1 protein-coding gene is annotated in these 1,454 nt (G+C 43.1%); it reads right to left on the reverse strand.

Going from position 1 to position 1,454, the window contains the following annotated elements:
* The coding region (locus tag JCM12308_RS28150; RefSeq protein ID WP_174519230.1) for an FG-GAP-like repeat-containing protein at window positions 1-1,378 on the reverse strand (1,378 nt) is incomplete at its 3' end.
* Between the last annotated feature and the right edge of the window lie 76 nt (window positions 1,379-1,454).

Raw genomic sequence — 1,454 nt, forward strand, 5'->3', positions numbered from 1 at the left:
CCTTCGTCTCCCCTGCCAGCTTTGGCAACGTGGTTATGATCTTTTTGAAGCCGGCAAAGCGCCGGTTGTCAAAGTCCCAGCGCCCGCCTGAGTAAGCAAAGCGTGTGGTGAAGGCTTGAGATGAGTTGGGCTTTTCTGTCAGAGAGGCCAGGACGGTCAGGACAGGTGGGAACCAGCGCTCATCCTCAGGATCCCCGCCATAGGTGGTGTAGCTGGCTGAGAGGTGCCCGCCTGAAGGCAACACCACCCCAATCAGCATATCCGGGCGCTCGCTGACAAGCTTTGTCGCACGACCAATATAGTCAGGACCGGATGCATTGCTTCCATAAGAATTGGCATTATAGCCGAAAAATAGGCCCATTCTTTTCTTGAGTGATATTATTTCTAGTAAACCATTACCATTTACATCAGCTAACTGTGTAGCTTGTTCATCGCGTATAAAATCACTATGTTCTGCACCTGGATGGAAATGGAAGCTATCACCTCGCTTCAAGTGGATTCTAGTATGTGCATTTCTATTTGCAATGAAATCGGAACGCCCATCTCCATTTAGGTCCCCAGTTAAACTCTGTATAGTATTATTATCTTTGAACTCTGATTGGCGATATATTGGGCCAGAAATAAACTTAAGACCTGTGCTGTAAAATACTTGCCGTTCGTATTTGCTTTTCTGGTAAATAAAATCAAAAAGGCCATCACCGTTAAAATCGCCAAGCAATGTTCCATTAATTTTGGGACTTGAAAAACTGATGCTAAATCCAGATTTTCCGTTTGATAATCGTGCTTTAAACTCCGTTTTTTCATGAGCAATTGTACGGCCGTTAAATCTTATGAAAATATCTTGCTTGTTGGCGATATCAGCGCGACCGTCACCGTTAAAATCTGCGGTTCTTAAGCCATTTCCTCTAATAAAGATACTTTTTTCAATGTTGACACCAGTCCAGTTTTGGTTTGTAGATCTTGAGAACCACTGTTTGTTCCCAGAGATAATATCATCAATACCGTCGCCGTCGAAATCTGCTACTAAAGCGTTCTTGTCGTACAGTCCATCTGATGTATTCATATACGAATAGCAACGATCTCGTTCATCGCTGATTGAAACACAGATTTTGTAATCTGATATGAAGTGCGGAGTTGAGTATTTCTTTAGATCTTGACGACGAATTTTAAGCCAAAGATCTTTCACATTGTATTCAGCACATCTTTGAGTTTTTGCTTGCTCTGAAGAATACGAGATTTGGACATAGCACGTACCTTCACCCTCTCGCAGATTTCTTGATGAAATCCAACTTGCGACATCTGCTTTACGATCTCCGTTAAAATCACCGTTAATTCTTGTTAGCAGATTCGGGCTTGTATCAAATTGCCGAGCATCCACGGTCTTCTGATCGAAGACATCATGTTTGTAGGTGAACTGATATGAGGGTAGCTTGGATCCGCTTTTGATAAGGCCA

Source organism: Pseudovibrio denitrificans JCM 12308 (genome assembly GCF_001310815.1).
GTDB lineage: Bacteria > Pseudomonadota > Alphaproteobacteria > Rhizobiales > Stappiaceae > Pseudovibrio > Pseudovibrio denitrificans.